Raw genomic sequence first — 4,478 nt, forward strand, 5'->3', positions numbered from 1 at the left:
AAACAACGACCTTGCCTTTGGCTCGTCCCTGCTCGACATACTTCAACGCCTCTGCCGTTGATTCAAAGGGGAAGGCGCGGTCAATCACCGGTTTGATGATGCCGGCCTCAATGAGCGCGGTTATTTGTTGCAGTTGGGCACCGTTGGCCCGCATGAATACAAACCTGTAGCTGACGTCCTGCTTGCGTGCCTTGCGCCGAATACCGAGGCTCAGCAGGCGCATGACTTGTTGCAATGGCCAGGACAATCCTTGCTCCTGCGCGAACTGCGCAGTGGGTGGCCCAGAGATGGAAATGAGCTGGCCACCTGGCTTGAGCACCTTGAGTGACTTCTCCAGGACATCGGCGCCGAGACTGTTCAGCACTACGTCGTAGTCGTGCAAGACACTTTCGAAGTTCTGCTGTTTGTAGTCGATCACCAAATCGGCCCCCAATGCCTTCACCCATTCGACATTCGCTGTGCTGGTGGTTGTAGCGACAAACGCACCGAGGTGTTTGGCGAGCTGGATGGCGAGGGTGCCGACGCCGCCGGAGCCGGCGTGAATCAGCACTTTCTGACCCTTTTTCAGTTGGGCGGTTTCGACCAGTACTTGCCAGGCGGTCAGTGCAACCAAGGGGAGGGACGCGGCCTGTGCCATGCTGGTATTGGCAGGTTTCAGGGCGATCGCGTTCTCGTTCACGGCGATCAATTCGGCGAACGTGCCGATCCGCGCTTCCGGTGGGCGAGCGTACACTTCGTCTCCCGGTTTGAAGCGTGTCACCTTCGAGCCCACCTCAATCACGACGCCTGCCAGATCGTTACCCAGGATCAACGGAAATGAGTAGGGCAGGATCAGCTTGAATTCGCCTTTGCTGATCTTCGAATCCAGTGCGTTGACGCTACTGGCGTGTACCTCGATCAAAACGTCGTGGGCACCCACTGCGGGGGCGGGCGCTTCGCCAATCCGCCCGGGGTTCTTGCCATAGCGATCAATTAGAAATGCTTTCATCGTGGTGCAGCTCTTTTCGGTTGTAAGGAGGGTAGCCGGTGTGTTGCGGCGTTGCTGCGCCGTGTTGTCAGGCATYGAGGAACGCCTGTGCCTTGGCCACAAAGTCAGCGTGGTGTTGGAAAATACCGCCGTGCCCGGCATCCTCATAAATCACCAGTTGTGCGTTGGGGATACGCTTTGCCAGTGCACTCGAGTTAACGCTGGGCACCATGATGTCGTTGTCGCCGTTGACGATCAGCGTCGGCGTCCGCAAGCGCCTGAGGTCTTGTGGCGCCTGTTTGCCCCACGCAGTGATGGCTTTCAACTGCCGCAGGAAAGCGCTGGGCGTCGGGCCCTTGTCGCGATTTTTTTTGCGTGCTTTCAGGCGCTGTAAATACAGCGAGGCGGATCGACGGCCATTGGGCGTCGAAGTAAAAAACAGGTAGAACTTCGGATCGCGCAGGGTCAGCAAGCCTTTGAACATCAATGGCCATGTCACCGAGCCGACCTTGTCGATACCGCTGCCGCCGGCTGGTCCGGTGCCGGTCAGAATCAAACGCCGCACCAAATCAGGCGCCTTCAGGGCGATGTCCTGAGCGACGAAGCCGCCGAGGGAGAAACCGAGCACATCAACGGTTTCCAACCCCAGCGCATGAATCAGCTGGATGGCATCGTCAGCCATTTCGCCGACGGTCAGTGGTGCGCTTCCACCAGAGCCGCCGATGCCGCGATAGTCGGTGGTAATGACGCGTCTGGTTTGTGCAAGGCCATCGATGATCGCGGGGTCGAAGTTGTCCAGCACCGCGCCCCAATGGTTGAACAGTACGAGGGGCACATCGGTTGCTGGGCCGGTATCGCGATAGGCAAAGGGAATGCCGTTGACCGTGATCGACTGGTTCGTCGCGTTGATRAACGACGTCTGTGAACCCGAGGGCGTACTTGTCTGCGTTGAATTCATCGCTACTCCGGACAGTGGCCGGGTTCGATGCAGTGCCCTGCGCCTGCATCGAATCCGGCGCGAATGCTCGCTACCAAAAGATCACGGTTGGGTCTGGTAGCGCTGGGCGACTGCAGACTGGCGGATTTGCCCCAGCAGGCCCTGACGTGCGCTCTGCAGCTCATCCCAGCGTTCCGCTTCGTGCAGCGGCGGGATGGTCACCGGTTCGCGACGATCAAAACCGACTAGAGCGGCATCCACCAGATCGCCCACTTCCATGATTTCGCTCAAGGTGTTGATGTCGACGCCGGAGCGATCCCAGATTTCCGTGCGGGTGGCGGCGGGCAGCACGGCCTGCACGTAGACGCCCTGAGGCGAAAGTTCCAGGCTCAGGCCCTGGGAAAGGAACAGCACAAATGCCTTGGTCGCACCGTAGACCGTCATGCCGAACTCCGGCGCGAGGCCTACCACCGAACCGATGTTGATGATCGCGCCGTCGCCTGCCTTGGCCAAGCGTGGGGCGATGGCGCTGGCGAGCCGCACCAGCGCCGTGGTGTTGAGGGCGACCAGTTGCGCAACGCTGTCGGTGCTTTGGTCGATGAAGTTACCGGACAGCGCGGCGCCGGCGTTATTGACGAGGATGCCGATGCGGGCGTCGTCGCGCAGGCGGCTTTCAACGGTTGTCAGATCGCTGAGTTGGGTCAGGTCCGCCGCAATGACATCGACGGCGACGTCGTGTTCGCTGCGCAAGCGCGCTGCAAGTGCATTCAGGCGCGCCTGATCGCGGGCGACCAGTACCAGATCGTGGCCGCGTTGCGCGAAGCGCTCGGCGTAGACCGCGCCAATGCCGGTGGAGGCGCCAGTGATGAGAACAGTAGGGCGAGTGCTCATGGGTTATCTCTCTTTCAGGATGTGAGAAACAGAAAGCGCGATCACTGATGGCTCAGCTTGCGATAGCGCTCGATTCAGCCAGCGTCGGGTAGTCGATGTAGCCAGCCGCACCGCCGCCATAGAGGGTGGCGGGATTGAACGCGGACAACGGCGCGCCACGTTTGAGGCGCTCCACCAGATCCGGATTGCCAATGAACGGGCGACCGAAGGCGATCAGGTCGGCCTGGTCTTCAGCGAGTTTCGAAGTCGCCAGGTCCAGGTCATAGCCGTTGTTGGCGATGTAGGTGTTTTTGAAGCGCTGGCGCAGGGCGCCGAAATCGAAGGGCGCCACGTCGCGCGGGCCACCGGTCGCGCCTTCGACCACGTGCAGATAAACCACGTCGAGGGCGTCGAGTTGTTCAACGACGTAATCGAATTGCGCCTGCGGATCGCTGCTGGATACGCCATTGGCAGGCGAAACCGGAGACAGGCGCACACCGGTGCGATCCGCGCCGATTTCATTGACAACCGCCGCCGTCACTTCGAGCAACAGGCGCGCACGATTCTCAATCGAACCGCCGTAAGCGTCGGTACGCAGATTGGCGCTGTCCTTGAGGAATTGATCCAGCAAATAGCCGTTTGCACCGTGAATCTCCACACCATCGAACCCGGCGGCGACCGCGTTTGCCGCGGCCTGGCGGAAATCGGAGACGATCCCCGGCAGTTCGCTGATGTCCAGTGCGCGCGGCTCGGAGACGTCTTCAAAACGGTTGTTGACGAACACTTTGGTGGCGGCGCGCAGTGCAGAAGGGGCCACAGGAGCGGCGCCGTTTTCTTGCAGATCAACATGCGACACGCGGCCGACATGCCACAGTTGCAGAAAGATTTTTCCGCCCTTGGCATGGACGGCATCGGTCACGGTGCGCCAGCCGTCTATCTGCGCCTGCGTGTAGATCCCGGGGGTGTCCTGATAGCCCTGGCCCTGTCGGGAAATCTGCGTGGCTTCGCTGATCAGCAGGCCGGCGCTGGCGCGTTGGCTGTAATAGGTGGCCGCGAACTCGCTGGGGACGAAGCCCTGGCCTGCGCGGTTACGTGTCAGCGGCGCAAGGACTACCCGGTTCGACAGCGTTAGGCTGCCAAGGGTGTAAGGGGTGAACAGATTCTGATTGGTCATCTGGTATTTCTTCCGTGCCCGTTGATGGAGATCGGTGTTGCGTGCAATTAGGATGATGATCGAAATCTAAACTGTCAACGGTTTTGATTATGACCAGCATCTATGTATGATTGGACGCATGATTTCCCGGTAAACACGAGGTATTGCACGTGAGAGTGACCAAGGCCCAGGCGCAGGCCAATCGAGAGCACATCGTTGAAACGGCCTCAGAGCTGTTCCGTGAGCGCGGCTTTGACGGCGTCGGTGTGGCGGATCTCATGGCGGCTGCCGGTTTCACCCATGGAGGCTTCTACAAACACTTCGGGTCGAAGGCCGACCTGATGGCCGAAGCCTCGGCCTGCAGTCTTGCCAAATCGCTGACTGGCGCCCAAGCGCTCGATGTTCCGGGCTTCATCAACGTCTATGTGACCCGAGAACATCGGGACGGACGTGGCAGCGGTTGCACCATGGCCGCGTTGTGCAGCGACGCGGCGCGTCAATCGGATGATGTGAAAACGACATTTGCCGAAGGCATTGAACACACCCTGCAA

Annotated in this window: 5 protein-coding genes; 1 reads left to right on the forward strand and 4 read right to left on the reverse strand. The window is 60.1% G+C overall.

Annotation, left to right across the window (positions count from 1 at the left end; genetic code table 11):
* From AC1DLB_RS22370 to AC1DLB_RS22385, 4 genes are all read right to left on the reverse strand, one after another.
* On the reverse strand, window positions 1–988 hold a 988-nt coding region (locus tag AC1DLB_RS22370; protein ID WP_477785666.1), incomplete at its 3' end, for an NADP-dependent oxidoreductase.
* A 67-nt stretch (window positions 989–1,055) separates the two neighbouring features.
* Window positions 1,056–1,925, reverse strand: coding sequence for an alpha/beta fold hydrolase (locus AC1DLB_RS22375; protein ID WP_477785664.1), 870 nt, complete (start codon window positions 1,923–1,925; stop codon window positions 1,056–1,058).
* Window positions 1,926–2,006: 81 nt separating this feature from the next.
* Window positions 2,007–2,795: an SDR family NAD(P)-dependent oxidoreductase gene (locus tag AC1DLB_RS22380; protein WP_477743894.1), complete on the reverse strand. Its 789-nt coding sequence runs from the start codon at window positions 2,793–2,795 to the stop codon at window positions 2,007–2,009.
* A gap of 52 nt (window positions 2,796–2,847) precedes the next feature.
* Entirely contained in the window at window positions 2,848–3,948 is a 1,101-nt protein-coding gene (locus AC1DLB_RS22385; RefSeq protein WP_477743895.1) for an alkene reductase, read from the reverse strand.
* A gap of 149 nt (window positions 3,949–4,097) precedes the next feature.
* Between AC1DLB_RS22385 and AC1DLB_RS22390 the strand changes: the two genes are divergently transcribed.
* A partial coding sequence (locus AC1DLB_RS22390) for a TetR/AcrR family transcriptional regulator (RefSeq protein ID WP_477785665.1) occupies window positions 4,098–4,478 on the forward strand: 381 nt, incomplete at its 3' end.

This window comes from Pseudomonas sp. 05N434, assembly GCF_056396965.1.

What these genes read in the sequence shown, in the direction of transcription:
- AC1DLB_RS22385 (WP_477743895.1), bottom strand. Translation starts at nt 3,948, where the DNA reads ATGACCAATCAGAATCTGTTCACCCCTTACACCCTTGGCAGCCTAACG.
- AC1DLB_RS22380 (WP_477743894.1), bottom strand. Translation starts at nt 2,795, where the DNA reads ATGAGCACTCGCCCTACTGTTCTCATCACTGGCGCCTCCACCGGCATT.